Annotated in this window: 29 protein-coding genes; 17 read left to right on the top strand and 12 right to left on the bottom strand. The window is 63.8% G+C overall.

Annotated features, from left to right (window positions below; all coding sequences use genetic code 11):
- The first annotated feature begins 34 nt into the window (after window positions 1-34).
- The 5 genes from ACXIQ9_RS05335 to ACXIQ9_RS05315 are packed head-to-tail and all read left to right on the top strand — an operon-like array spanning window position 35 to window position 5125.
- A complete protein-coding gene (locus ACXIQ9_RS05335; protein WP_459015984.1) occupies window positions 35-1684 on the top strand; it encodes a CTP synthase in 1650 nt (549 codons plus the stop codon).
- Complete coding sequence (locus ACXIQ9_RS05330) at window positions 1681-2310, top strand: 7-carboxy-7-deazaguanine synthase QueE (RefSeq protein WP_459015983.1); 630 nt, start codon at window positions 1681-1683, stop codon at window positions 2308-2310. The genes ACXIQ9_RS05335 and ACXIQ9_RS05330 overlap by 4 nt, the downstream gene beginning before the upstream one ends.
- Before the next feature lie 14 nt (window positions 2311-2324).
- A complete protein-coding gene (gene queC / locus ACXIQ9_RS05325) occupies window positions 2325-3017 on the top strand; it encodes a 7-cyano-7-deazaguanine synthase QueC (RefSeq protein WP_459015982.1) in 693 nt (230 codons plus the stop codon).
- A gap of 3 nt (window positions 3018-3020) precedes the next feature.
- Complete coding sequence (locus ACXIQ9_RS05320) at window positions 3021-4307, top strand: anthranilate synthase component I family protein (protein ID WP_459015981.1); 1287 nt, start codon at window positions 3021-3023, stop codon at window positions 4305-4307.
- On the top strand, window positions 4304-5125 hold the full coding sequence (locus tag ACXIQ9_RS05315) for an aminotransferase class IV (protein ID WP_459015980.1): 822 nt from the start codon (window positions 4304-4306) through the stop codon (window positions 5123-5125). Before ACXIQ9_RS05320 ends, ACXIQ9_RS05315 begins: the two co-directional genes overlap by 4 nt.
- A gap of 2 nt (window positions 5126-5127) precedes the next feature.
- On the opposite strand, the gene urtE is transcribed toward ACXIQ9_RS05315, so the two are convergent.
- The 8 genes from urtE to ureE all read right to left on the bottom strand — a co-directional run bounded on the left by urtE (window position 5128) and on the right by ureE (window position 12294).
- Window positions 5128-5838 (bottom strand): urea ABC transporter ATP-binding subunit UrtE, encoded by a 711-nt coding sequence (gene urtE / locus ACXIQ9_RS05310; protein WP_459015979.1) that lies wholly within the window; start codon window positions 5836-5838, stop codon window positions 5128-5130.
- The gene (urtD, locus tag ACXIQ9_RS05305) at window positions 5835-6590 is read right to left on the bottom strand and encodes an urea ABC transporter ATP-binding protein UrtD (RefSeq protein WP_010313730.1); all 756 of its coding nucleotides are present in this window, start codon (window positions 6588-6590) and stop codon (window positions 5835-5837) included. The genes urtE and urtD overlap by 4 nt, the downstream gene beginning before the upstream one ends.
- Window positions 6587-7714, bottom strand: a complete 1128-nt coding sequence (gene urtC / locus ACXIQ9_RS05300; RefSeq protein ID WP_459015978.1) for an urea ABC transporter permease subunit UrtC — start codon at window positions 7712-7714, stop codon at window positions 6587-6589. Before urtC ends, urtD begins: the two co-directional genes overlap by 4 nt.
- A gap of 4 nt (window positions 7715-7718) precedes the next feature.
- Window positions 7719-8873 (bottom strand): ABC transporter permease subunit, encoded by a 1155-nt coding sequence (locus ACXIQ9_RS05295; protein WP_247476711.1) that lies wholly within the window; start codon window positions 8871-8873, stop codon window positions 7719-7721.
- Window positions 8874-8965: 92 nt separating this feature from the next.
- Window positions 8966-10255 (bottom strand): urea ABC transporter substrate-binding protein, encoded by a 1290-nt coding sequence (gene urtA / locus ACXIQ9_RS05290; RefSeq protein ID WP_459015977.1) that lies wholly within the window; start codon window positions 10253-10255, stop codon window positions 8966-8968.
- Between the two features lie 196 nt (window positions 10256-10451).
- Window positions 10452-11057, bottom strand: a complete 606-nt coding sequence (gene ureG, locus ACXIQ9_RS05285) for an urease accessory protein UreG (RefSeq protein WP_029626041.1) — start codon at window positions 11055-11057, stop codon at window positions 10452-10454.
- A 36-nt stretch (window positions 11058-11093) separates the two neighbouring features.
- Window positions 11094-11792 carry an urease accessory protein UreF gene (locus ACXIQ9_RS05280; RefSeq protein WP_459015976.1) on the bottom strand — a complete coding sequence of 233 codons (699 nt, stop codon included), beginning with the start codon at window positions 11790-11792 and terminating at the stop codon, window positions 11094-11096.
- Window positions 11773-12294 (bottom strand): urease accessory protein UreE, encoded by a 522-nt coding sequence (gene ureE, locus ACXIQ9_RS05275; protein WP_459015975.1) that lies wholly within the window; start codon window positions 12292-12294, stop codon window positions 11773-11775. Before ureE ends, ACXIQ9_RS05280 begins: the two co-directional genes overlap by 20 nt.
- A 57-nt stretch (window positions 12295-12351) precedes the next feature.
- On the opposite strand from ureE, the gene ACXIQ9_RS05270 reads away from it, so the two are divergent.
- The 4 genes from ACXIQ9_RS05270 (at window position 12352) to ureC (ending at window position 15695) form a co-directional block, all read left to right on the top strand.
- A complete protein-coding gene (locus tag ACXIQ9_RS05270) occupies window positions 12352-13275 on the top strand; it encodes an urease accessory protein UreD (protein ID WP_459015974.1) in 924 nt (307 codons plus the stop codon).
- A gap of 69 nt (window positions 13276-13344) precedes the next feature.
- Entirely contained in the window at window positions 13345-13647 is a 303-nt protein-coding gene (locus ACXIQ9_RS05265; RefSeq protein ID WP_010313747.1) for an urease subunit gamma, read from the top strand.
- Between the two features lie 6 nt (window positions 13648-13653).
- Complete coding sequence (locus ACXIQ9_RS05260) at window positions 13654-13971, top strand: urease subunit beta (protein ID WP_247476706.1); 318 nt, start codon at window positions 13654-13656, stop codon at window positions 13969-13971.
- A gap of 11 nt (window positions 13972-13982) precedes the next feature.
- Window positions 13983-15695, top strand: coding sequence for an urease subunit alpha (gene ureC / locus ACXIQ9_RS05255; RefSeq protein WP_459015973.1), 1713 nt, complete (start codon window positions 13983-13985; stop codon window positions 15693-15695).
- Here ureC and ACXIQ9_RS05250 read toward each other — a convergent pair.
- Entirely contained in the window at window positions 15692-16162 is a 471-nt protein-coding gene (locus ACXIQ9_RS05250) for a hypothetical protein (RefSeq protein ID WP_459015972.1), read from the bottom strand. The genes ureC and ACXIQ9_RS05250 overlap by 4 nt on opposite strands.
- Window positions 16163-16235: 73 nt before the next feature.
- Between ACXIQ9_RS05250 and ACXIQ9_RS05245 the strand changes: the two genes are divergently transcribed.
- From ACXIQ9_RS05245 to ACXIQ9_RS05235, 3 genes are all read left to right on the top strand, one after another.
- Window positions 16236-17798 (top strand): APC family permease, encoded by a 1563-nt coding sequence (locus tag ACXIQ9_RS05245; RefSeq protein ID WP_459015971.1) that lies wholly within the window; start codon window positions 16236-16238, stop codon window positions 17796-17798.
- Window positions 17799-18059: 261 nt separating this feature from the next.
- A complete protein-coding gene (locus ACXIQ9_RS05240) occupies window positions 18060-18263 on the top strand; it encodes a hypothetical protein (protein WP_459015970.1) in 204 nt (67 codons plus the stop codon).
- Between the two features lie 60 nt (window positions 18264-18323).
- Complete coding sequence (locus tag ACXIQ9_RS05235) at window positions 18324-18731, top strand: hypothetical protein (RefSeq protein WP_247476701.1); 408 nt, start codon at window positions 18324-18326, stop codon at window positions 18729-18731.
- Here the strand turns inward: ACXIQ9_RS05235 and cobA are convergent.
- Both cobA and ACXIQ9_RS05225 read right to left on the bottom strand, forming a co-directional pair.
- A complete protein-coding gene (cobA, locus tag ACXIQ9_RS05230; protein ID WP_247476700.1) occupies window positions 18668-19456 on the bottom strand; it encodes a uroporphyrinogen-III C-methyltransferase in 789 nt (262 codons plus the stop codon). The genes ACXIQ9_RS05235 and cobA overlap by 64 nt on opposite strands.
- Window positions 19453-20001: a hypothetical protein gene (locus ACXIQ9_RS05225; RefSeq protein WP_363155132.1), complete on the bottom strand. Its 549-nt coding sequence runs from the start codon at window positions 19999-20001 to the stop codon at window positions 19453-19455. The genes cobA and ACXIQ9_RS05225 overlap by 4 nt, the downstream gene beginning before the upstream one ends.
- 126 nt (window positions 20002-20127) lie before the next feature.
- Between ACXIQ9_RS05225 and ACXIQ9_RS05220 the strand changes: the two genes are divergently transcribed.
- From ACXIQ9_RS05220 to ACXIQ9_RS05205, 4 genes are all read left to right on the top strand, one after another.
- The gene (locus tag ACXIQ9_RS05220) at window positions 20128-20307 is read left to right on the top strand and encodes a hypothetical protein (RefSeq protein ID WP_296418885.1); all 180 of its coding nucleotides are present in this window, start codon (window positions 20128-20130) and stop codon (window positions 20305-20307) included.
- A 212-nt stretch (window positions 20308-20519) separates the two neighbouring features.
- Window positions 20520-22091, top strand: coding sequence for a ferredoxin--nitrite reductase (locus tag ACXIQ9_RS05215; RefSeq protein ID WP_459015969.1), 1572 nt, complete (start codon window positions 20520-20522; stop codon window positions 22089-22091).
- 316 nt (window positions 22092-22407) lie between these two features.
- A complete protein-coding gene (locus ACXIQ9_RS05210) occupies window positions 22408-23298 on the top strand; it encodes a formate/nitrite transporter family protein (RefSeq protein WP_424163357.1) in 891 nt (296 codons plus the stop codon).
- A gap of 3 nt (window positions 23299-23301) precedes the next feature.
- Window positions 23302-24084 carry a hypothetical protein gene (locus tag ACXIQ9_RS05205; RefSeq protein ID WP_459015968.1) on the top strand — a complete coding sequence of 261 codons (783 nt, stop codon included), beginning with the start codon at window positions 23302-23304 and terminating at the stop codon, window positions 24082-24084.
- Between the two features lie 69 nt (window positions 24085-24153).
- On the opposite strand, the gene cynS is transcribed toward ACXIQ9_RS05205, so the two are convergent.
- Window positions 24154-24615 carry a cyanase gene (gene cynS, locus ACXIQ9_RS05200; RefSeq protein ID WP_071777923.1) on the bottom strand — a complete coding sequence of 154 codons (462 nt, stop codon included), beginning with the start codon at window positions 24613-24615 and terminating at the stop codon, window positions 24154-24156.
- Between the two features lie 218 nt (window positions 24616-24833).
- On the opposite strand from cynS, the gene ACXIQ9_RS05195 reads away from it, so the two are divergent.
- Window positions 24834-25898, top strand: coding sequence for an anthranilate phosphoribosyltransferase family protein (locus ACXIQ9_RS05195; RefSeq protein WP_459015967.1), 1065 nt, complete (start codon window positions 24834-24836; stop codon window positions 25896-25898).
- Window positions 25899-25902 lie beyond the last annotated feature (4 nt).

The following is a 25902-nucleotide window of genomic DNA, read 5'->3' as shown; positions in this document are numbered from 1 at the left end:
CAGGCCGGTACATTGAAGGGTCGCTTCAGGAGCCATGGCCAAATTCGTCTTCGTGACCGGTGGCGTGGTGTCCAGCATCGGCAAAGGGATCGTGGCGGCCAGCCTGGGGCGCCTGCTCAAGAGCCGCGGCTACAGCGTCTCAATCCTGAAGCTCGACCCCTACTTAAACGTGGACCCGGGCACGATGAGCCCGTTCCAGCACGGTGAGGTCTTCGTCACCGAAGACGGCGCCGAGACCGACCTGGACCTGGGTCACTACGAGCGCTTCACCGACACCGCCATGTCGCGCCTGAACAGCGTGACCACCGGTTCGATCTATCAATCGGTCATCAACAAGGAGCGCCGCGGCGACTACAACGGCGGCACCGTGCAGGTGATCCCCCACATCACCGGTGAGATCCGCGAGCGCATCCACCGCGTCGCCGCCAACAGTGGTGCTGATGTGGTGATCACCGAGATCGGCGGCACGGTCGGTGACATCGAGTCCCTGCCCTTCCTCGAAGCCATCCGCGAATTCCGGGGGGATGTGGGCCGCAACGACCTGGCCTACGTGCACGTGACCCTGCTGCCCTACATCGGCACCTCCGGTGAACTCAAAACCAAGCCGACCCAGCACTCGGTCAAGGAGCTGCGCTCCATTGGCATCCAGCCCGACGTCCTGGTCTGCCGCAGCGACCGCGAGATCAATGAGGAGCTGAAGGGCAAGATCGGCGGCTTCTGCGGCGTCCCCACCCGGGCGGTGATCCCCGCCCTCGATGCCGACAGCATCTACGCCGTTCCGATCACCCTCGAGAAGGAGGGGCTCTGCCGCGAGGTGCTCGATCTGTTGGGCCTGACGGACCACGAGTCCGACATGCAGCGCTGGGAGCAGATGGTCACCAAGCTGCGCAACCCCGGCCCCGCCGTGAAAGTGGCCCTGGTGGGCAAGTACGTGCAGCTCAACGACGCCTACCTCTCGGTGGTCGAAGCCCTGCGCCATGCCTGCATCGACCGCGATGCCGCCCTGGATCTGCATTGGATCTGTGCCGAGCAAATCGAAGAGCAAGGGCCGGAGGCCCTGCTGCGCGGCATGGATGCCGTGGTCGTCCCCGGTGGCTTTGGCAACCGCGGCGTCGACGGCAAGGTGGCGGCCATCCGCTGGGCCCGGGAGCAGCGGGTCCCCTTCCTCGGCCTCTGCCTGGGGATGCAATGTGCCGTGATCGAGTGGGCCCGCAACCAGGCCGGACTGACGGGAGCCACCAGCGCCGAACTGAACGCTGACAGCCCGCACCCGGTCATTCACCTGTTGCCCGAGCAACAGGATGTGGTCGACCTGGGCGGCACAATGCGCCTCGGGGTCTACCCCTGCCGCGTCGCGCCCGGCACGCTGGCCCACCGCGTCTATGGCGATGAGGTGGTCTACGAGCGCCACCGCCACCGCTACGAGTTCAACAACGCCTACCGCAACCTCTTCCTGGAGTCGGGCTACGAGATCAGCGGCACCTCCCCCGATGGCCGCCTGGTGGAGCTGATCGAGCTGAAGAACCACCCCTTCTTCACCGCCTGCCAGTACCACCCGGAATTCCTCTCCCGCCCGGGCCAACCCCACCCGCTCTTCCGGGGTCTGATCGAAGCGGCGCAACAGCGCCTGCCCTCCAGCCCCAGTGAAGCGATTGCCCAAGGGGCGAACATCTCGGCGGCATGAGTGAGCAGGAGCCATTGGGCTCCAGCGGCCTACCCGTCGTGGAGACCTTCCACTCCCTGCAGGGGGAGGGCCTCCATGCCGGCCGCAGCGCCTTTTTCATTCGTCTCGGGGGCTGCAGGGTCGGTTGCAGCTGGTGCGACACCAAGCACTCCTGGCCCGCCGAGGTGCACCCGCAGCAGAGCCTTGAGGAACTGGCCTTGGCCTGCGCAGAGGCGGCCTCAGCGGGCGCGTCCTTCGTTGTACTCACGGGCGGCGAACCGCTGCACCACAACCTCGACGCGCTCAGCGCGGCCATCCGCCAGCACTGCTCGCTGCCCATCCACCTGGAAACCAGCGGCGTGGATCCCCTGACGGGATCCCCCGACTGGATCAGCCTCTCCCCCAAGCGCCATCAACCTCCCCGGGCCGAGCTGCTGCAACGCTGCGATGAGCTGAAGGTCGTGGTGCATGACGCTGCAGATCTGCTCTTTGCCGAGGTCAGCGCCAGCCAGGCCCCCCAGGCGACCTGGCTGCTGCAACCGGGCTGGGACTGCCGCGAAGGCCAGGCCCTGGCCCTGGAGTTTGTGCAGTCCCAGCCTCGCTGGCGCCTGAGCCTGCAATCCCACAAGTGGCTGGGGGTGCGCTGAGGCGAGTGGGCATCATGGAGTCGGTGCCCTCCACCGAAACCTTGCCCACTGCGATCGCCCTGCTCTCCGGAGGGCTGGATTCCGCCACCGCCGCCGCCCTCGCCCAAGCGGAGGGCTACCGCGTGATCGGCCTCTCCTTCGACTACGGCCAGCGCCACCGGCGCGAGCTGCAGGCCGCCGCGGCCGTCGCCCAGACCCTGGGCCTCGCCGAACACCAAACCATCCAGGTCAACCTGGCCGCCTGGGGCGGCTCCGCCCTGACCGACACCGCCATGGATGTGCCCAGCGAAGGCGTGAAGGAGGGCGTCATCCCCAGCACCTATGTCCCGGGGCGGAACACGGTCTTCATCGCCATCGGCCTAAGCCTGGCGGAAGCGCGCGGGGCCGAGCGGCTTGTCCTGGGGGTCAATGCCGTCGACTACTCCGGCTACCCCGACTGCCGTCCGGATTACCTCGGCGCCTTCCAGACCCTGGCCGACCTGGCCAGCAAAGCCGGCCGCGAGGGCCATGGCACCCAGCTCTGGGCCCCCCTGGTGGAGTGGAGCAAGACCAAGATCGTCGAAGAGGCTCTGCGCTTGGGGGTCCCGATTGATCAAACCTGGAGCTGCTATAGCGGCGGCGAGCAGCCCTGCGGCGTCTGCGACAGCTGCCGGATTCGTGATGCGGCCCTGATCGAGGCCGGGCGCCCCGATCTGGCGAGCCGCTGAGTGATGGCCAGAGCGCCGCTGCCCTGGATCGAACCCGCTGATCTAGCCCGCCATCTCGCCGCCCGTTTTGGATCAGAGGGGCTGATCTGGCTGGATGGGGACGGCAGAGACTTGGGGCGCTGGGCCAGCCTGGCCGCCGACCCGCTCGAGCAGATCGTCTGCCGCGGCCTCCCCGGGGAAACCGAAAGCTGCGATCCGTTTGCGGCCTTGCGGGAGCTCGGGGAAGGGCACTGGTGCGGCTGGCTGAGCTACGAGGCGGCGGCCTGGGTGGAACCCGCGGCGCACTGGAAGCCCGATGCGATGGCGACCCTCTGGATGGCGCGCCACGACCCCATCTTTCGCTTTGACCTGCAGGAGCGCACCCTCTGGCTGGAGGGGTTCGATCCAGGGCGCCTCGAAGCCATGGCCACCTGGGCCTCAGGACTGGCAACCAGCGGCCCCGGCCCAGCAGCTGCGGCGGCCATTGCGGACTGGCAGTGGCAGACCAGCCCAGAGCAGTTCAGCGATGGGGTCCAGCAGATCCGCGAACGGATCGCGAGCGGAGACATCTTTCAGGCCAACCTCACCGCCTGCTGCTCCACTGAGCTGCCCGCTCCCGCCGACCCGCTGCAGCTGTTTGAGCGGCTGCGGCGGCGCTGCCCCGCCCCCTTCGCCGGCCTGGTCGTGGCCCCTGGAGAAGCGGTGATCTCCGCCTCGCCGGAACGCTTTCTGCAGGTCAGCCCCAGCGGCCTGGTAGAGACCAGGCCGATCAAAGGCACCCGGCCGCGGAGATCCGATCCGGAGCAGGACGCCGACCAGGCAGCGGACTTGGTCTGCAGCAGCAAAGACCGCGCCGAGAACGTGATGATCGTGGACCTGCTGCGCAACGACCTGGGCCGGGTCTGCCAAAGCGGCTCGATCCAAGTCCCGCAACTGGTCGGACTGGAGAGTTACGCGCAGGTCCACCACCTCACCTCTGTGGTGACCGGGCAACTGAAAGCCGGAGCCGACTGGGTGGACCTGCTCGAGGCCTGCTGGCCGGGGGGCTCGATCACAGGGGCGCCCAAGTTACGGGCCTGCCAGCGCATCGCTGAACTCGAGCCCGTGGCCCGCGGGCCCTACTGCGGCTCCTTGCTACGGCGGGATTGGGATGGCAGCTTCGACAGCAGCATCCTGATCCGCACCGTGCTGCAACACGGCACCACCCTGCGCTGCCATGCGGGCTGCGGGATCGTGGCCGACTCCGATCCCAAAGCTGAAGCCGAGGAGCTGGGTTGGAAGCTGAACCCGCTGCTGGAGGCCCTGGCATGACAGGCCACAGCCTGGTCTGGAGCGATGGGCGCTGGGGCGAAGCCAACGCCCTACAACTCCCCCTGAACGACCGCGGCTTACTGCTCGCCGATGGCCTGTTCGAAACGGTGCTGGTGCTGGACGGACGTGCCCGTCTACTGGAGCCCCACCTTGAGCGCTGGCGCAGTAGTGCGGCGCTGCTGGGCCTGCCCGAACCGCCCCAAACGGCCGTGGTCCAACCACTGGTGGAGGAAGCGATTACGCGTTGCAACCTGCCTGCAGGCCAGGGCGCCCTGCGGCTGAACTGGAGTGCCGGCAGCGGCGGCCGCGGTCTGGATCGCCCAGACGCCCTGGATCCGCGTTTCTGGCTGCAGCTCAGCGCCCATGCCCCGACGTTTGCGCCGGTTCAGGTCATCGTCAGTCGCCATGAGCGGCGCAATGGCTCCAGCCGCCTGAGTCATTGCAAAACCTTTGCCTACGGGCAGGCGGTGCAAGCCCGCCGCGAGGCCCGCGGCGCCGGAGCCGAAGACGCCCTACTGCTGAGTACCAGCGGTGAACTCTGCTGCGGGACCGCCGCCAACCTGCTGGTGCAGCGCCAAGGGCAATGGCTCACGCCCGCGCTCAGCAGCGGCTGCCTCCCCGGGGTCATGCGGGGGCAACTGCTGGAGCGTGGCCTAGCCACAGAAGAGCAGTTGGATGCCACACCCCAAGACGGCGACCGTTGGCTGCTGATCAACAGCCTCAGCTGCAGACCCATCACCAGCGTGGATGGAGCCGCTCTGACTCCCCTCAGCTTGGAAGAGGTCAGAGCGCTCTTTGATCCACTCCTGGCGGACTGAGCTCAGACGCTGAGGAAGCGATTAACCACGTCCTGACTGAGCTCACGGGTAGGACCGCTGGCCACGATGCCCCCCCGTTGCATCGCGTAGTAACGATCCGCCTGGCGAACGAAGTGGAGGTGCTGCTCGACGAGCAAAACACCGATGCCGGTCTCAGCAATGATCCGGCGCACCGCGGACTCAATGTCCTGCACGATGTTGGGCTGAATCCCTTCGGTGGGCTCGTCCAAGAGCAGGAGCTTGGGCTGCCCCAGCAGGGCCCGGGCAATCGCCAACTGCTGCTGTTGACCGCCGCTCAGGTCCCCGCCCTTGCGGGGTAAAAACTCCCTCAGGATCGGGAACAACTCATAGACGAAGGGATCAATGCGGCGATGGCGGGCCAATCCTCCAGGGAGGGCCTCCATGCCGAGCATCAGGTTCTCCTCAACCGTCAGCTGCGGAATGATCTCGCGCCCCTGGGGGACGTAGCCCACACCAGCGCGGGCCCGTTGGTGGGGCGCCTGGCGGTCCAGGGCCGCACCGTTGAACACGATCGTGCCCTGACGGGCCCGCAGCAAACCGATCAGCGACTTCAGCAGGGTGGTTTTTCCCACCCCATTACGGCCAATCAGGCAGACCATCTCTCCGGCATTCACGGTGAGATCGACATCGCGCAGGATGTGGCTCTCGCCGTAATAGGTGTTCAGCCCGCGGATCTCCAGCAGGGCGGTCATGGGTGTTCCTCCTCTGATGTTCCGAGATAGACCTCAATCACCCGGGGATCGTCCTGCACCTGATCCATCGTTCCCTCGCAGAGGACGTGGCCCTGGTGCAGCACCGTCACGGGACTCTCCAAGCGGCGGATGAACTCCATGTCGTGCTCGATCACCAGCACGGTGTGATCACCAGCGAGGGACTTGAGCAAATCAGCCGTCAGGTCGGTCTCCTCATCGGTCAGGCCCGCCACCGGTTCATCCACCAGCAGCAGATCGGGGTCCTGTCCCACCAGCATCGCGATCTCTAGCCATTGCTTCTGGCCATGGGAAAGCGCCCCGGCCTGCCAATCGGCGCGGCTCTGCAGGTTGACGATGCCCATCAGGTGTTGAACCCGATCGCGCTCCCCTGAACCAAGACCGCCAAACAGCAGGGGCCAGGGCTGCTTCGGCCGGCTGACAGCTAAGGCCAGATTCTCCTGAACGCTGAGCTTCTCAAACACCCGCGGGCTTTGGAACTTGCGACCAATCCCCAGCCGGGCAATGCGGTGCTCTGCGCGACCCACCAAGGAGCGGCCCTTGAAGACCACATCTCCCTCCGTCGGAGCGGTCTTGCCGGTGATCACATCCAAGAAGGTGGTCTTGCCAGCACCATTCGGGCCGATCACCGCCCGCAGCTCCCCGGGCTGGAGGCTGAGATTCAGATCGCGCAGGGCCAGAAAGCCGTCAAAGCTGACGGTGATCTGGCTCAGCTCAAGCAACGGTGCACTCATGGCTGAACCTCCTCTTGTCCTTCCAGTTCCAGTTGCGGGTAGGTCCCCATGCGCCGGGCGACGCCCAGGCGCGAGAGCAGGTTGCGGGGGCCGTCGCTACGCCACCAACCGATCACACCCTCCGGCAGGGCAGTGACCACGAGGATGAACAGACCGCCCTGGATGAACAGCCAGCTCTGGGGCATGGCTTCACTCACGAGGCTCTTGGCGTAGTTGATCGCCACGGCACCCAAGATCGCCCCCACCAAGGTTCCCCGTCCGCCAACGGCGACCCAAATCACCATCTCGATCGAGAAGGGAACGGTCATGTACTGAGGCGAAACGATGCCCGATTGCACCGTGTAGAGCGCTCCGCCGATGCCGGCCAGACCACCGGCAATGGCGAAGACGATCGTCTTGAACAAGGTGGGATTGAATCCCGCAAAGCGCAGCCGCGGCTCGTCATCGCGAATGGCGATCAACACATCGCCGAAGCGGCCGCGGACCACCCAGCGCACAAAGGCCCAGGCCGCAATCACCATCAGGGCAGTGAACCAGAAGAAGCCGCGCTGCATCTCTGGTGAACCCACCATCTGACCAAACAGCTGGGTCACATCGGTCTTGAGACCGTTGGTGCCGTTGATCAATTTCTGCTGGCCGTTAAAGAAGTTGAAAAAGACCAGCAGGGCCGCCTGGGTCAGGATCGAGAAGTAGACCCCTTTGATCCGGTTACGGAAGACCAGGTTCCCCAGAACAGCGGCCAACACCGCGGGGATGAGCCAGATCGCCACCAGGGTGAACAGGGGCGAATGGAACGGAACCCAGAACGCCGGGAGTTGCTTCACGCCGTAGAGACCGAAGAACTCCGGAATCCCATTGGGGAAACCCGCTGAACTATTCAGCTGCAGATACATGGCGGCCGCATAGCCCCCCAAGGCAAAGAAGATGCCCTGCCCAAGGCTGAGCAACCCCGTGAAGCCCCAAATCAGATCGATGCCCAGGGCGACGATCGCCAAGGAGAGAAAGCGTCCCAGCAGGTTGAGTCGAAAGACGGGAAGGACCGCCGGAGCCGCGACGATCGCAGCGATGATCACCACCCAAAGCAGCAGCTTTGGCCAGCGGGACTGTTGAAGGCGTAGAAACATTGGTTCAGGCCTCCACCATGCGTCCCTTCTGCGGGAACAAGCCCGCGGGACGGAATTGCAGGAAGAGCACGATCAGGGCGAAGACCATCACCTGGGCCATGCTCGTGGTCGCAAAAAACTTCACCGTGGCGGCCAGCGGCGACGGCATGGCCGGCCAGAGGCTGAGCAGACGGCCGGCACCGATCAGATCCGTCAGCCAGCCAATCGCGAAGGACGCCAGAACGGCGCCAAAGAGGTTGCCGACGCCGCCCAGCACCACAACCATGAAGCAGCCCACGATGTAAGAACCACCGACGTTCGGCCCCACCGAACCCAACAACGAGACAGCCACACCAGCGATTCCCGCCAGTCCAGAACCGATGCCAAAGGTCAGGACATCGACCGTGTCGGTGGGAATACCCAGGCAGTCGCTCATCGTGCGGTTCTGGGTCACCGCCCGTATGCGTGTTCCCCAAACACTGCGGTTGAGGAACAGGGTGACGCCCAGAACAGAAACTACCGTCATGGCGATGATCACCAACCGGGGCACCGGCAGGGTGAGATCGGCCCACTCCAGGCCGCCGCGCATCCATTGGGGCGCAGTCACATCAACGTTGCGGGAGGTCGCCCGGGCAATCCGCGAGATCTGGGAGGCCAGTCCACCGGCCAACAGCACCCCGGCAAGCGCCGAGGTGGCCCAGCAACCGGCACGCACCAGCCGCGCCCGCGGGCCTTCGAGCAGGGGGGCCGGCAAGAGCAGCGGCAAGCTGAAGCCCACCACCAAGGCGAGAACCACTCCAGCAGCCGTCGCCAGCGGAACACTGCGCACAAACTGCTGGAGGATCAGGCTCACGCCCCAGGTCGCCAGCAGGGTCTCCAGGGGATTGCCGTAGAGACGGCGAATGACGGTGCGCTCCAGCAGGATTCCGACAACGCCGCTCACCACGAAGGCCAGCGGAATCGCCACCAAGACATAAAGGTTGTAAACGGGCTCAAAGGCCGGCAGCTTGAAGATCAGCTGCACGACGTAGGTCGTGTAGGCGCCGAGCATGATCAGCTCGCCATGGGCGAGGTTGATCACCCCCATCAAGCCGAACACAATCGCCAATCCAAGGGCGGCCATCAGCAAGACCGAGCCGATGGCCACTCCGTTGAAGAGGCTTTCAAACAGCAATTGCACGGAAATCCGAAGCAGGGCAGCAAGGGAGAAAGCAGAAAAAGAGGAGCCCCCGGAAGGACTCCTCCATCAGTCAGAGCAACCGGAGAGGGCGATCAGAGCTTGTAGCGCTCACCCTTCTTGGCGTCGGTCCAGTCGCAGGCGTAGCCCTTGGAGCTGGGCTCGTACTGGTTCCAGGCCTGGGGAGCCACAGGACCATTGGTGGACTGGAGGATCTTGAACTGACCGTCCTTGGTGATCTCACCGATGCGCACGGTCTGGGAGAGGTGGTGATTCGGCATCACCTTGACCTTGCCCTGGGGCGCATCGAATTCGATACCAATCAGGGCTTCGCGCACCTTGTCGTCATCGAAGCTGTTGGCCTTCTCAACGGCGGCCTTCCAGAGGTAGACCATGTTGTAAGCCGACTCCTGCGGGTCGGCGACCATGCGATCGCTGCCGTACTTCTTCTTGAAGTCAGCGGCGAACTTCTTCGATGCCGGGGTGTCGATCGACATCATGTAGTTCCAGGCGCCGTAGTGGCCCTCAAGGAACTCAGGTCCAATGGTGCTGATCTCTTCTTCCGCGATGGAGTAGCTCATCACGTAGTAGCCATTCTCCGGGGTCAGACCGGCGTCCTGGATCTGCTTGAAGAAGGCAACGTTCTGGTCACCATTGAGGGTGTTGATGATCACACCGCCGTTGGGCATCGCCTTTTTGATCTTGGCGATGATCGGAGCGACTTCGGTATTACCCAGGGGCAGGTAGTCCTCGCCAACCACCTTGCCGCCCAGAGACTTGAGCTGCTGCTTGGTGATGGTGTTGGAGGTGCGGGGGAAGACGTAGTCAGATCCCACCAGGAAGAAGGGCTTGCCAGCGGCAGGCGACTTCTTGAACATGAACTCAGTTGCAGGCTCCGACTGCTGGTTCGGAGTTGCACCGGTGTAGAAGATGTTCTTGGAACACTCCTGACCTTCGTACTGAATCGGGTAGTAGAGGAACGCGTCCTTCGACTCGTAGACGGGCAGCATCGCCTTTCGGCTTGCTGACGTCCAACCACCGAAGACCACAGGCACCTTGTCCTGATCGATCAGCTTTTTGGACTTCTCAGCGAAGGTCGGCCAGTCGGAAGCGCCGTCTTCAACGATGTATTCAATCTTGTATTTCTTGCCATCAACGGTGACACCACCGGCGGCATTGATCTCATCAATAGCCATCTTCTCAGTGTCCACCAGAGTGGACTCCGAGATCGCCATCGTACCGGTCAAGGAGTGAAGAATCCCGACCTTGACCGTGTCGTCGTACTGAACATTGGAGGCAGAATCACCACCACCACAAGCCACCAGGCTCAGAGAAGTGGCGAGAGCCGTTGCACCGGTCAGCAGACGCAACGAAGACTTTCGCATCAAAGGAGATGCCATAACTTTGAATCAATGAAGGCCGCCGCCGTCGTTCAGCGGTGCGAGGAATGTATTGATCGAGGCAGGTGCTCACGGGTAGCAATAAGCACCAAATCGGCAATTGCGAGACTGATCAGACTCGCGCCGATTCACCAGGAGATTTGCCGCCCTCTGCGCCGTATCAACGGCCACCAATCGGCGACTACTTCGGTAGCTGTTGCAGCAAAAACGCCTCGACCTGCTCGAGGCCCTCGCCGCTGTGGAGGTTGGTAAAGCACCAGCTCCGGCCCGAGCGCATCCGCTCGGTGTCACGCTCCATGACCTCCAGGCTGGCCCCCACCATCGGAGCCAAATCGATCTTGTTGATCACCAGCAGGTCGGAGCGGGTGATGCCGGGCCCTCCCTTGCGCGGAATCTTGTCGCCGGCGGCCACGTCAATGACGTAGATGCAGAGATCCACCAGCTCCGGACTGAAACTCGCCGCCAAGTTGTCGCCGCCGCTCTCGACCAACACCAGATCGAGATTCGGGTAGGCCGCCTCGAGGTCCGCGACCGCAGCTCGATTGATCGAGCAGTCCTCCCGGATCGCCGTGTGGGGACAGCCCCCGGTTTCCACACCGCGAATGCGGCCGGGCTCCAGAGCGCCAGCGCGGGTCAGGAACTGGGCGTCCTCCTGGGTATAGATGTCGTTGGTGACCACCGCCAGCTCCAACCGATCACGAAGGCGCCGGCAGAGGGCTTCGACGAGGGCGGTCTTTCCCGAGCCCACGGGCCCAGCCACACCAACCCGCAGACGACTGGTGGTCATCTCCTTCGCCAATTCATTCTTTGCATTGTGCTCAGCTCAACTGCGGAACAGGCGGGAGTAGAGCTCTGCGTGGCGCAGCTGGGCCAGCCCCGCACCGACGCCGCCATTCCACTGCTGGCCTGGATCCATCGACGCCAGCTCCTGAGCCCGCTGAGCGAGAAGCGGAGCGAGCCTCAACTGCAGCCGCTGGGCCTGGGTTGGCCCAAGAGGCACCAAGCGCACCGCTGCACTGAGCTGGTTGGCGACCCAGGAATAGAGGTAGACCTCCTCCACCTCCGGGGAGTCCAACTCCAAAACCGCGCAGGCCCAGGCATAGGCCGCCGGCCAGGCCAACAACGTTCCAGCTCGGGGCAAGGGCCAGCCCAGATCCGCCAACAACTGCAGGAGCGAACGCCCCATCTGCCGCTGCTGAGCCCGCAGCTCCGCTGATTCCCGCTGCACCAGCAACCACTGATCAAGGCTGCGCAGCTCCTGCTCCGCCTGCGGCTCACCGTCTTTCCAGGCGCGCATGAACGCCATCAAGGGCGCGAGCGCTGCAGCCTCAATCGCCACCCCACCACGCCGCAACTCAGCGCTGAGCCAATCCTCCATCGCCTGCTCGGAGGTGACCTGACCGGCCTGAACCAAGACCTCAAGACCCTCGGAATAACTGAAGGCCCCCACCGGCAAGGCCGGACTCACCAGTTGATAGAGCCTGAGCCGCGCCAATTGCCGATCAGCCATGGGAGTGGGCATGGGGAACGCCCGCATAGGCACCGGCCTCCGGCTGAAATGGAGCATCCAGACAGTCCACCTGCAGCTGCCTTTGGCGCAGCAGCTCCGCCAACACGCTGTCCTGCAACAGAACCAAGCGGTCGGGGTGCAGCTCCATCGCCACGTGGCGATTACCCAGGTGATAAGCAGCCTGCAGCAGAGCCAGGGGCTCAGCGCTGCGCACCTGCATCACCGGCTCCGGTGCCGCCTCCACCAGAACCTGCCAACAGCCGTCGTCACTCAGCAGCTGATCACCGGGCTGCAGGGCAGCGCCCCGGGGAAGCTGCAGCACCAGATCCCGCCCGCAGCGACTGCGGCGATGGCCCCGCAGGCTGGTGCGCTCATCCGCCGTCAACGCCAAGGTCAACGCCTTGGGGCCGAGCTCCGGCAGCACACCCTTGGGGCGGCGCTCCACCAACACGATCGCTGAACCCTGCTCCACCTGAGGCGACCCGAGGGCCATCACCCTGACGAGCCACCGCACCGGGCCTTTGTGCCGATTGCTACCAAAGCTGGACCGGCGGAACCGGAGTATGCGCCCATGGCTGAGTCGCAATCCACCTGGAGGGGACGTGTCGCGCTCCAGTTCGAGCGAAGGGGCTCGGCGGGGGGCGAACGGACCATTCACCAAGGACAGGCCAGCTCCCCGCTCAAATTGCAGCGCGCCCAGTGGCAGAGCAGTGGCCACTGCGAGCTGCCGATCCTGCACACCGCCGGGGGCTTGGTCGGTGGTGACGAACTCGAGATCAGCGCCCAGCTCGCACCCCAGAGCCAGGCCCTACTCACCAGCGTCGCAGCCCAGAAGGTCTACGGAAGCGTTGGACGCTCCCGCCAACAACCGCAGGGACGCTGGTCTCGGCAGGCCTTGAGGTTTGAACTCAAACAGGGCAGCCAACTCGAATGGCTTCCGCAGGAGCTGGTGCTCTACGCCAATGGCCTGTTCGAGCAGACCTGCCGTATCGAGCTGGAACCGGGTGCCAGCTTCCTCGGAGCGGAGGTCGTGCGCCTGGGGCGCACCGCCGCGGGGGAGTCCCTCGAGCAGGGCTGCTGGCGTTCCGCCCTGGAGATCCACCGCAGCGGAGCCAACGGCGGACGCTGGGAATTGGTCGATCGCCTGGAGCTCAAGGATGCAGCTCTGACGGGGGAACACGGCATGGCAGCCCAGCCGGTCTTCGGCTCCCTGACCTGGATCGCCGGGGAACCACTCCCCCCAGCTGTCATCGAAGAATTACTCCAAGCCTGCCGCCAGCAGCGCGCTGGTCTCGAAGGAACCATGGCCTGCGGCGCCCTCGAGCAGGGCCTGGTAGCCCGCTATCGCGGCCCCTCCAGCCAAGCCGCCCGGTTCTGGTTCTGCCGCATCTGGGCCTTACTTCGCTCCATCCAAGGGCAATCCCCGCCGGAGCTTCCCCGGGTCTGGCCCTTTCAGGAAAACCCCTTGGAGCAGGCGGCTGAGTGTTCAGCCTGAACAGAGGACGGTCCAGCGCGCAACCAGAGTGAAGGCTTCTGATCAACTGGATCAGGCTCCTGCCCCGCCATGCATCTGACCCCTCAGGAGAAGGACAAGCTCCTGATCGTCACCGCGGCCCTCTTGGCCGAACGCCGGTTGAACCGCGGCCTCAAGCTCAACCATCCCGAGGCGGTGGCCTGGCTGAGCTTCCTGGTGCTCGAAGGGGCCCGGGACGGAAAAACCGTGGCGGAACTCATGGCCGAGGGAACCACCTGGCTGAGCCGAGATCAGGTGATGGAGGGCATCCCTGAGCTGGTCCACGAAGTCCAGATCGAGGCGGTGTTTCCCGACGGCACCAAGCTCGTGACCCTGCATGACCCCATTCGCTGATCGGCCATGGCTGCACTCATTCCCGGCGAACTGATTCCCGAACCAGGGGAGCTGGAGCTCAACAGCGGACGCCCCATCACCACGGTGCTGGTGGCGAACACCGGAGATCGCCCCGTTCAGGTGGGTTCCCACTTCCACTTCTTTGAGGCCAATGCCGCCCTGCAGTTCGACCGCGAGGCCACCCGGGGACAACGGCTCGACATTCCTGCGGGCACGGCGATCCGCTTTGAGCCTGGCGACAGCCGCGAAGTGCAGCTGATTCCCTTCGCAGGCGGACGACGCGTCTTTGGCTTCAACGGCCTGATCAACGGCCCCCTCGACTGAACGGACACCCCATGCCCTACCGGATTTCCCGCCGTCAGTACGCCGAGACCTACGGCCCCACCACCGGCGATCGCCTGCGCCTGGCGGACACAGAGCTGATCCTTGAGGTGGAACGGGACCTCACCGTCTACGGCGATGAAGTGAAATTCGGCGGCGGCAAGGTCATCCGCGATGGCATGGGGCAAGCCCAGACCACGCGGGCAGCCGGAGCGGTGGACACCGTGATCACCAATGCCCTGATCCTCGACTGGTGGGGCATCGTCAAAGCCGACATCGGCATCCGCGATGGCCGCATCTGCGGCATTGGCAAAGCGGGCAACCCGGATACCCAGGCAGGGGTCGACATCGTCGTGGGCCCAGGCACCGAAGCCATCGCCGGGGAGGGACACATCCTCACCGCGGGCTCGATCGACACCCACATTCACTTCATCTGCCCCCAGCAGATCGAAACGGCCCTGGCCAGTGGGGTGACCACCTTGCTCGGCGGCGGTACCGGCCCGGCGACAGGAACCAACGCCACCACCTGCACCCCCGGGGCCTTCCACATCAGCCGGATGTTGCAGGCCGCTGAGGGGCTGCCGGTCAACCTGGGCTTCTTTGGCAAGGGCAACGCCTCCACCCCAGAGGCGATTGAGGAGCAGGTCCAGGCCGGCGCTTGCGGGCTCAAGCTGCATGAGGACTGGGGCACCACTCCGGCGGCCATCGACTGCTGCCTGAGCGTTGCCGATCGGATGGATGTGCAGGTCTGCATCCACAGCGACACCCTCAATGAAGCGGGCTTTGTCGAGGACACGATCCGAGCCATCGGCGGCCGCACGATCCACACCTTCCACACCGAAGGGGCCGGTGGTGGTCACGCCCCCGACATCATCAAAATCTGTGGCGAAGCCAACGTCCTGCCGAGCAGCACGAACCCGACGCGCCCCTACACCCGCAACACGCTCGAGGAGCACCTCGACATGCTTATGGTGTGCCACCACCTCGATCCGAAGATTCCGGAGGATGTGGCCTTCGCCGAGTCGCGCATCCGCCGCGAGACCATCGCCGCCGAGGACATCCTTCACGACATCGGCGCCTTCTCAATCATCGCCAGCGACTCCCAGGCCATGGGCCGCGTCGGTGAGGTGATCACCCGCACCTTCCAGACGGCCCACAAGATGAAGGTGCAACGGGGCGCACTCCCCGAGGACAGCGGCCGCAACGACAACACCCGCCTGAAGCGCTACATCGCCAAGACCACCATCAACCCTGCCATCGCCCATGGCCTCGATCAGCAGGTGGGCTCTGTGGAAGTGGGCAAGTTGGCGGATCTGGTGCTGTGGAAGCCCGGCTTCTTTGGGGTGAAACCAGAGCTCATGATCAAGGGGGGCTCCATCGTCTGGGCCCAAATGGGCGACGCCAACGCCTCCATCCCCACCCCTGGCCCCGTCCATGGACGGCCCATGTTTGCCGCCTTCGGGAAAGCCTTGGCCCCCAGTTGTCTCACCTTCGTGAGCCAAGCGGCCCTGGACAACGACGTACCCCGGAGACTGGGACTGGAACGCTCCTGCGTCCCGGTGCTCAATACCCGCAGTGGGATCAGCAAGGCGGCGATGAAAAACAACACCGCCCTGCCCAAGGTGGAGGTGGACCCCCAGACCTACGAGGTCTTTGCCAACGGCGAACTCCTCAGCTGCGAACCCGCCGAGGTGCTGCCGATGGCGCAGCGCTACTTCCTGCTCTAATTGCAGCCCTGGACGGAGATCCGGTAGGTGAAGCCCGTGGCCGCCTGATCGCCGCTGGCGCCGATCTTGAAGTTCACCTGGTTCACCGTTTTGCCGGGAACAGCACGAACGGTCCACTGACGGCCGGTGCCGACATTGGGGGCATAGGAGTCATTGACGACCCGGAGATTGGAGCCGTCGGTGAACTTCAGGTAGGCCTGAATCGGATACGTCGCGCTCACCGAGGAGTTGGCGGTGAAGAACAGCTTGTAGCTGCTGTAGGGCTGGTTAACGAAGAAATCGGTGTTCCAGTTCGGGCGGCTGAAGGGCAAGGGGCTGCCCAGGCTGATGGTCTTGGTGACGATGTTGCTCTGGCCATTACCGCCCACGGGGGCGAGGAACTGACAGGAGGCCAAAGCCGGGGCAGACGCCATGAGGGCACCAGCGCCGATCAAGGCGGTGACTCCAGCACGCATGAAAGCCGACATCGAAAAGAAGGATCACTGGTTTCGCTCTAGCCAGAGCTGACCAGGATGGGAAGCACTGCAGGAAACACCCCAAATGGCCCTGTCGCGCAGCCTCGGCCTGCGCAGCCTGACCCTGGCGGTGGTGAGCGGCACCATCGGCTCGGGCTGGCTGTTCGCACCCTTCTATGCCGCCCGCAGCGCCGGGGCTACGAGCCTGATCGCTTGGCTCCTGGGCGGAGTGCTGGCCTTTGGCCTGGCCATGGTCTTCGCCGAACTCGGGGCACTGGTACCCAGCTCCGGCGCCCTGGCGCAAATCCCAATGCTCAGCCATGGCCGCCTGGCCGGGTTCATCGGCGGATGGTGCGCCTGGGTGGCCTACCTGGCCCTTCCCACCATTGAGGTGCTGGCGATGATCGAGTACCTGGCCAGCGACCTGCCCTGGCTCACCCTCGATGGCGGCCAAGGCCAGGTGCTCAGTCCCTGGGGCATGGCCTTCGCCGCTCTGCTGCTAGTGCTGATGACCTGGGTGAACTTGGCGGGGGTGCGCACCCTGGCCCGCTGGATTGACACCCTGACCAGCTGGAAGCTGGTCATTCCCCTCCTGATTTCGGCCGTCCTGATGCTCAGCGCATCGGACTGGAGCAATCTGCTGGTAACCGTGGGAGCACCCGGCGCAGGGGAGAACTGGCTGCCCGGCATTGTTCATGCCATCAGCAGTGGCGGCATCCTCTTCAGCCTGCTGGGATTTCGCACCGCCATGGATTTGGCGGGCGAAGCCAGAGACCCCCAACGCACCGTGCCCCTGGCCATGGGCCTTGGACTGGGGCTCTCCATCGCCATCTATCTAGCGCTGCAGCTGGCCTTTCTCGTGGCGGTGCCCCACAGCAGCCTGGGCGCGGGCTGGGGAGCGCTGCAGCTGAGCGCCCACGGCGGCCCCCTGGCGGCGATCGCCATGGGACTCGGTCTGAGCTGGGTCGTGGGGTTGCTGCTGAGTGATGCGGTGATCTCCCCGGGAGCGACCGCCATGACCTACTTGGGGCTCTCCGGCCGGGTGGCCTGGATGATGGGCAGCCTGCGTCTGCTGCCCAGACGGCTGGAGCACCTCAACCGCCAAGCCGTACCCAGCACAGCACTCATCCTGAGCTTGGTGATTGGCGTGGTGATGCTGCTGCTTGGCCCCAGCTGGCAGCAGATCGTGAGCTTCCTGACCGCCTGCTTGGTGATTGCCTTGGCCGTTGGGCCCGTCAGCCTGCTGGCCCTCCGTCAGCAGCTCCCGACTGCCCATCGCGCCTTTGCGCTTCCTGCTGCCGCCCTGGTCTGTCCGCTGACCTTCATGGCCGCCAGCTGGGCTGTGCTCTGGTGCGGACGCACCGCCGTTGAAGGCGCCATCGCCCTCGTCCTGGTTCCGGCCCTGATCTTTACGGGAGTCAACCGATGGCAAGGCCGACCGCTCGATGGGACGCATGGCCGTTGGTGGTTTGGCTACTTAATCGGCCTGCTGCTGATTGCCGAGCTGAGCGGCTCCAATCGCCTGATTCCCGGCGGCGAACTGACACAGATCGCTCTGGCCAGCGCCTTCTCCTTGGCCGTTTTCCCCTTCGCTGTGCGATCCCGCCTGCCGCAGGTCTCGAGCGAAGCCCAGGTCCAGATCAATTAACCGGCCGCCGCTGTCGATGGTCAGTTGCTGACATGGGTCGAGACCGGGGATCACTGGCGAACGGCTCAGGCACACCATGAACTAGGCACATTCACCTACAAAAAATAGAAATCAAGGCGCAATCAGGGGCGATCCCAAAGAAAACGTGAAGGGCTTTTTGGTTTGCCTTCCAAAGGCTCACGTTTGATTGCGTGGGGAAACGAACACAGAGCCGGGAGACATTCACCGGCCTTAGAAATCACCCAGTCAGCAGTCGGATTCATGGGCGACCATCTGCATCTCGTCGGACTCACCGGTGATGGCTGCCGGATCGCCCGTGACGGGGGCGGCGGCTATGTCGTGAACCACGACGACAGCGACGGAAGCTGGGAGCGGGTCGCCAACCTTCCCGCGGCCTATGCCGTTTGCGAGCGCTTCAGCCAACGGGACGCCCTCGGGTTGCCCAATTGGCGCGCCGAGGCCTAACAACCAGAAGGCAACTGGCCCAACCCTGATTAGCGTTAGTCCAAACCTTGGAAGGTTGCGATGACAGCCCCCTCCAGCAGCTGCACTGACCGCCCGGGCCGCGCCGGGATCAGCAGTGACAGCTTTTCTGCCCGCAAAGAACAGGCCCTGGTGATCTTGTTGGCCCAGTCCCTCGCCGAGGCACAGATCGGCCGGGCCGATGCCCAGGCCAGCCAAGGCCTCTGGAATGAGGTGGCGGAACTGGAGCTTGACCCAGATCGGATCATCAACCTGCTCTATGGCGGCGAAGACCTAAGCGATCGAGCAGCCCTCAAGGAACGGGATCAGCAGTGGCTCTCCGCCCAGGTGCGCCAAGCACCTCGCGGATGGTCCCTGCGAACCCTGCACCTGGGACGCCCTCAGCCCTATTTGAGCGGAATCGGCATCTCCACGAGGGCCGGCTCAGGGGCGCAGCTTTCAACGCGCTGACTGACGACATCGCCAATCACCACGATGGACGGGGAGGCCAGCTCCGCCTCCTGAACGGCTGCAGCCAAACCACCCAAGGTGGAGACCACCGCCTTCTGCCCCCGCACCGTGCCTTGCTGCACCGCAGCAGCAGGGGTCGAGGCGTCCAGGCCGCCGGCAATCAACTCCTCACAGATATGGGGCAGGTTGTGCAGGCCCATGTAGATCACCAGGCCATCACTGCTGCGGGCTAAGCCGCGCCAATCCACCCCAGGACGACGCTTATCAATCTCCTCGTGACCGGTCACGAAGGTGACGGAACTGCCGGCACGGCGGTGGGTCACGGGAATGCCGACATAGGCAGGGGCGGCGATCCCAGCCGTCACCCCGGGAACCACCTCAACGGCGATCCCATGACGCTCGAGGTGGGCTGCCTCCTCACCGCCACGACCAAAGAGAAAGGGATCCCCACCCTTCAGGCGCACCACGCAGCGATGGCGCTTGGCCATCTCCACCAGCACGGCATTGGTGCTGGGTTGGGGCACAGAGTGATGGCCCCGGCGCTTACCAACGAAGTGCTGCTCGGCACCGTCCGGCACCAAGGCCAAGACCTCGCGCGGCACCAGTGAGTCATAGACCAGGGCATCGCACTGGCTGAGCAAACGCTGGGCCTTGACCGTCAGGAGGTCGGGATCACCGGGACCAGCCCCCACCAGATACACCTTGCCGGCAACGTCAGCGGTCATGGCAGATCGAGCAGGAGGTTGAACAAGAACTGACGGGTGGCCGGACGCTCCAGCAGCGCCAGACATGGGGAGACGTCCGTCCGTAGGTGGGCCGTCATCCGATTGGGCGCAAGGGCCAAGGGCAATGCCGCCGCATCGCTCGGGGCGCTTCGATCTGCACTTAAGCAGGGCACCCCCAGGTAGCGGCTCAGGGCCGAGAGGTAGCGATCCGCCACCCCTGGCCGAAGGGGATGGTGCAACACAGCCGGAGCATTCAGCGCGCGCAAATGCTCCAACCAGGGGCCCCAGGCCCCGAGGAAAGGAAGGGTGCACACCTGATGCCCTTCTCGGCGCAGCCGATCACGGATCCCCGGGACATCACTACGGGCATGGCTGCCGGGCGTCAGCAGCAGGGGCACCAACAGCAGCGATTGCCCCTGGGGCAGCTCCAGAGGATCAGCCGTGAGGGCTTGCAACCAAACCGGAGCCTGACGGGCCTGGGCGAGATCGTTCAGCAGCTCAGTGATGACCTGGGGAATCTGCCCACCGGCGTGGCCATGGACCACCAAGAACAAGGGCGACGGCCCAGCAGCGGAGGGCTTCGGTAGCAACGGCCACCGCCAGCACCCCGGGCCTGCTGATGGAGTCACATCCACCGGATTCATAGGAACACGATGCCAGCTGCCCGCCCCTTGCCCAGCTCCCGCCGCAGGCCCCAGAGCAGCTACGGACGCCCCCGCTACCGGGAGATGCAGCCCACCCCGCAATGGAGGCGCGAACTCGATGCCGACTTCGCCGCCATGGGCAAGGTCTGGCAAATGATTCGCAGTGGAGCGACGCGAATGCTGGGCGAAATCGGACGCCAATACTGAGCTGCGCGGGGCCGAAGAGCGAGACCATCAACCCGGAAGATGGGGCCCCTTTAGGTATCCGTTGACACCCTTTTCACCACTCCCCTTGGACGGCGTCGATCCGTAACAACGGCGACAAAGCAGTGCAGAGGGCGAGTGATTTGATTCCTCTCACTAGTCGTTCTTTGTTTTGGAAACGGCTCAGTTGCTGACTTCATCTGAACCGATTTCCCATGGTGGCGACGCCAACGATGTCCAACGCAAACGAGACACCCAGCGCACTACCGAGCTGGCTCGAAGGTAAAAAGCTCAATAAGATTGAGCAGAACAAAGCGGCCAAAGACGGCCTACTCGTCGGCAGCGAAATCGAGACGTTCGCCAAACTTGGATGGGAGAACGTCGATGAGACGGATCTTCAGCTGCGACTGAAGTGGTACGGAATGTTCTGGAGACCCAAAACTCCAGGGCTGTTCATGATGCGCCTGCGGGTTCCCAACGGGGTGATCTCCGCAGAGCAGCTTCGGGTCGTCGGCAACATCGTGGCTCGTTACGGCAGCAACGGAAGCGCCGACATCACCACGCGCCAAAACATCCAAATGCGCGGCATCCTCCTGGAGGACCTGCCCGAGATTCTGGGTCAACTCAAAGCGGTTGGCCTGACCACCATCCAATCGGCCTTTGACAACCCCAGGAACGTCACCGGAAATCCCATTGCCGGCATTGACCCCCTGGAGATTGTCGACACTCGCCCGTACACCCAGGAGCTCGAAAACTTCCTCACGAGCAACCACCAGGGCAACCCCGAGTTCTCCAACCTTCCGCGGAAGTGGAATACGGCTGTCGCTGGTGCACGCGACAACTTCCTGCTCCACAACGACATCGCCTTCCACCCCGTTGAGCGCAACGGCGAGATGGGCTTTGGCGTCTGGATCGGCGGCATCCTCTCCTCCCAGATGAATGCCTATGCCATTCCCTTGAACGCCTGGGTCAAACCAGATCAAATCTGCGCGATCACCGAAGCCGTGATCAAGATCTGGAGGGACAACGGAGAGCGGGACAAGCGCCCTAAGGGTCGCTTCCGCCTGTACCTCGACGAGGTTGGTCTGGAGGCTTTCCGGGCCATGGTGGAAGAACGCTTTGGTCCGCTGACCCCAGATCCAGGTTCAGTCTTCGACGCTGAACCCCGCTCCCACTACGGCATCCACCCGCAGAAGCAGCAGGACCTGCACTACGCCGGTGTCCATGTTCCCGTCGGACGCCTGCTGGCCGAAGACTTCCAAGACATTGCCGCCCTTGCCGAGCGCCATGGCGACGGCAGCGTGCGCCTGACGGAAGATCAAAACGTGATCTTTACCGGCATCAGCAGCGCTCAACTCCAGGCCTTTGAAACGGAACCACTGCTGCAGCGCTTCAGCATGAACCCCAGCCACATTGCCGCTGGCACCGTCAGCTGCACCGGCAACAGCTACTGCAGCTTTGCCCTCACCAACACCAAGGATCAAGCCCTCGCTGCTGCTGAAGCGCTGGATCGTGAATTGGTCCTTCCGGAGGAACTGAAGATCCACTGGACGGGCTGCCCCAACACCTGCGGCCAGGCCTACATGGGCGCCATTGGTCTCACCGGAACCAAAACCAAACAGCCCGATGGCGGCATGGGCGAGGGCTACAACATCACCATTGGCGGTTCCCAAGGTGCCAACCCTCAAATCGGCGAGATGCACCGCAAAGGAGTTCCCGCCAGTGAAATCCAAGCGGTGCTGAAAGAGGTTCTCATTGAACAGTTTGGCGCCAAGCCCAGGACGTAAAAAGCCGCAGTCCGCACTACACATTTACCGGCATTTTTGAGACCAGGTGCTCCTTTCTTCTGAAGCCTGTCCTCAATCAGATCGCACCGTCTCACCCTCAACTTCGGACGCATGTCTTCATCAACGACGCAACAAAAGAGAGATGTCTTCTCTCGGTTTGTGAATTGGCTGAGCAGCAGTGGCACTGACAAAGCTGCCGTCAACAGGCCCCAAGGCAGCCAAGACATCATTTCTCGCTTGATGAACCGCATTAGCGGTTAATTCCCTTCCTCACACATCACTTGCAGAGCAAAACATGAGCGCGACAGCTTCACAGATGGACTATGTCCTACCCAACGAATTAGTCGACGGCATGATTGCTGCCGGCGGCAAAAAAGCAACCGTCAGCGTCAAGAACCTGCTGATCCGCGGTTTCTATTCCGGAGCCATCCTCGGTCTCGCCGTGATCCTGGCCCTGACCGTGGCCGCCCAGAGCAAGATGCCCTTCCTGGGCTCGCTGCTCTTCCCCTTCGGCTTCGCCAGCATCGTCCTCTTCGGCATGGAGCTGGTCACCGGCAACTTCGCCCTGCTGCCCATGAGCGTCTGGGCCGGCAAGGCGAGCTGGAGCGCCACCTTCCGCAACTGGGCCTGGGTCTGGATTGGCAACTTCATCGGCACCGCCGTTGTTGCCCTGATCATGTGGGCCAGCCTGACCAGCGCCGGCACCGTTGAGCCCCTGGCCGCTGCCGACGGCGGTAAGGGCTGGCAGGTTGTGGCCGCCACGATCATCAAGCTCAACAAACTGAATGTGGTCACCAAGTACGAAGCCCTTGGCAGCACTGGCTTCTTCCTGGCCTTCCTGCGGGGCATGGTCGCCAACTGGCTGGTCTGCCTGGGCGTGACCATGGCCCTGGTGAGCAAGAGCGTTCCCGGCAAGCTGCTGGCCTGCTGGCTGCCGATCACGGCCTTCCAAACGATGGGCATGGAGCACATCGTGGTGAACCAGTTCCTGCATACCGCCGGCCCGCTGCTGGGCTCCGGTGTGTCCTTCGGCAAGGTGATCGTCTGGAACTTCATCCCCGTCACCCTCGGCAACATCGTGGGCGGGATGGTCTTCATCGGGATGCTCTTCTACAGCACCCACCGCACGAAGATGACCAACGTTCTCCCCAGTGAGCACGACGACAAGCTGGAGCGGGAACTGGCCGCCGAGCTGGGGGCTCGCTGATCAATGGGACTCGCTGTCGCCCCTGCCTCTGACCTTCTTCAGCCCCATGAGGAAGCTGCTCTGAGCGAACGGCTCGGACGCTGGCGGCGGCAGCCCCTCACCCCTGAAGAACTGAGCGCTCTGCTGCCTCGGGTCTCCGATCCCACCCTTGCCCTCAGCCTGGCTGAGCGGCTGGGGATGGCCGGACCCGAGGCCATTGCCTTGATCCTTCCCCTCTGTCAATCGCAGGGCATTTCTCTGCCCCTCATTCGCGCCCTGGGGATTTGTCATCACCCCCAGGCCTGCACCCAACTCCTGGCCTGGCTGCCAGAGGCCGGACCCCTGGAGCCCGATGTGCTCGAAGCCCTCGGCTGCTGGGGCAATCTGATCGATTTCAGAATCATCGAATCAGCGCTGAGCGCCCCGGGCCAGAGCCATCGCCTGGCAGGCCTCAGCCTGCTGACCTTCCGCAATCGCAGCCTGACGGCCGAGGAGGTCCTACGCCTGACGACGCCTCTGCTGCAGGACTTTCGCGCCGATGTGGTGATTGCCACGATCAAGCTGCTGCAACGGCGCAACGAACCCAGCGTCTTAGCTGCCATTCGCAGCTGCATCAGCACCGAAGCCTTGCCCCGCGTCGCTGAAGCGGCACTCCAGGCCCTCGGTTGCATCGGCAGCCTGGAATGCTGCCAGCAGCTGCTGGAGCTTCGAGGCGAATTGGCTGGCACAGCCTTAGAAGAGCCGCTGCAGCGTCAACTCAAGGCTCAGGTCAGGCATCAAGCCCTGGTCGAGCAGGCCTTGGCATAACTATTCATTTCTACAATTCGCCACAAAAAAAGCCCACCAACGGTGGGCTTTTGCGTTGGGAGCCGAAGCTCACCATTTCTTATAAGGAAGGAACTTGCCACACATGGTGACTTTCACGCGGTTACCAGCAGGATCTTCGACTTTGTCCACATCCAAGGTGAAGTCAATGGCGCTCATAATGCCATCACCAAACTTCTCTTGGATCACGTCCTTCAGGGGCATTCCGTACACCTGCATGATCTCGTAGAAGCGATAGATCAGCGGATCAGTCGGGATCACAGGATCCAGACCGCCCTTGGTCGGGAACGACTGCAGTGCCTCGGTAATGGCATGGTCAAGGCTGAGCAGTTCAGCCAGCTTTTGGGCTTCTTCAGCCGAAGCGGTGGACTGGCAGTAGAACAGCGAAGCGATCCACACTTCATCGCGACCCAGGGCGGCCTCCAGATCAGCGAAGCTCAGCCCTTTGGCCTTCTTCGCCGCCATCAACGTCGCCGTGATTGTGGCGGGAGAGGGAGCTGCCAACGAGGGCATTGAAACAGGAGTAACCGTCATGGAGACAGGCCAGAATTGATGAGAGGAGTGAACAGAATGAAGCGCGATCTGCGTTCTGCTCGCATGTCAGATTCGCTGCAGATGGGGATCAACTTCGCAGCCTTTGTTACCGAGCCTGAAACAACTTGGTAGCTGCTGCTACCAGATCGGGCCTTGTCGGCACGGAGAATCCAGTGAGAACGAGCTCTTCTGTCGGCTTGACCTACGCCGCTCCCCCAACCGACGGCCCACCAAATGGCCGTGAGCTGTTCAAGGCCTATCTGCGCAAAGTCGGCAGTGGCGAGCACACCAGTAGTGGACTGACGCGCGAGGAAGCCGCCCACGCTCTGGAACTAATGCTCGATGGGGCCGCCAGCCCGGCCCAAATCGGCGCCTTCCTGATCGCCCACCGCATCCGCCGGCCTGAACCTCAGGAGCTCACCGGGATGCTGGATGTGTACCGAAAGCGGGGCCCACAGCTCACCACCGAGAAGCCAGCCATCAGCTTCGGCATGCCCTTTGACGGGCGCACGCGCACCGCTCCGATCTACCCCCTAACCGCCCTGGTGCTCTCGAGTGCCGGACTCCCCGTGGTGCTGCAAGGGGCCGGCCGCATCCCCGTGAAATACGGGATCACGGCCCAGGAGCTGTTCGCCTGCTTGGGCCTGCAGCTCGCCGGCCGAAGCGTCGAGTGGGTCCAGGCCAAGCTCAACGCTTGCGATCTGGCGTTGGTCCATCAACCGGACCACCTCCCGGATGCCGAAACCCTGATCCCTTACCGCGAGGATCTCGGCAAGCGGCCACCGCTGGCCAGCCTCGAATTGCTCTGGACTGCGCACCAGGGCGAGCACCTACTGGTCAGTGGCTTTGTCCACCCGCCAACCGAAGCGCGGGCCTGGAAGGCACTGGACTTAGCGGGGGAAACCAACGTGCTGACCGTCAAAGGCCTCGAGGGGAGCACCGATCTGCCGATCAGTCGGGCCTGCGTGACGGGTCGTCCAACCCGAGAGGAGGACGGGCGCCAGATTCTCCACCCCCGCGACAACGGTTGCTACGGAGCCGACCCGCTTTGGGACGGGCTGGAGAACTGGGGGAACCAAGCGGCCGCCGCCCTCGGCGGGCAAGGGGAACTCGCGACCGCCTTGATCTGGAATGCCGGCACCTACCTCTGGCAAGCCGGACTGGAGGCGAACCTCACAGGCGGCCTCGAGCGCTGCCGGGATCTTCTGAGCTCGGGGGTGGTGATGGCCCACCTCCAGCGTCTGCGCCAGGAGATGGGCTGAGAGC

The sequence above is a fragment of the Synechococcus sp. LTW-G genome (assembly GCF_054459035.1).
The sequence above is the reverse complement of the archived record's forward strand: the minus strand, read 5'-3'. Positions and strand labels throughout refer to the sequence as shown.